Below are 258 nucleotides of genomic sequence, written 5' to 3'. Positions count from 1 at the left end.
CAGAGCGAGACGATAGGGACGCGTGTCGGGCTTGTAGAAGCCGGCTTCCTCGGCAGTGACCACCACATCCCACTGCGTATGCAGACGGGCGGCGGCCATGCGTCCAAGACGTGTCGAGCAATTGGTGACGACGGCGAGACGCGTGCGTCCTGCCAGCCGGTCGAGTGCCGCCTGGGCGCCACTCCACACCGGCAAGGACTCCCAATTCGCTTCGAGCGCGTCGGCAACCGAGGCAGAAAGGCCCGTCGTGGCCGCGGC

General features: G+C 67.4%; 1 protein-coding gene. It reads right to left on the bottom strand.

From position 1 onward, the window contains the following. A partial coding sequence (locus tag RZA33_RS19580) for an HAD hydrolase-like protein (protein WP_317509894.1) occupies window positions 1–258 on the bottom strand: 258 nt, incomplete at both ends.

The organism is Halovibrio sp. HP20-59 (genome assembly GCF_033052795.2).
In the GTDB taxonomy this organism is placed as follows: Bacteria; Pseudomonadota; Gammaproteobacteria; order Pseudomonadales; family Halomonadaceae; genus Vreelandella.
This window is presented reverse-complemented; position numbering and strand designations above follow the sequence as displayed.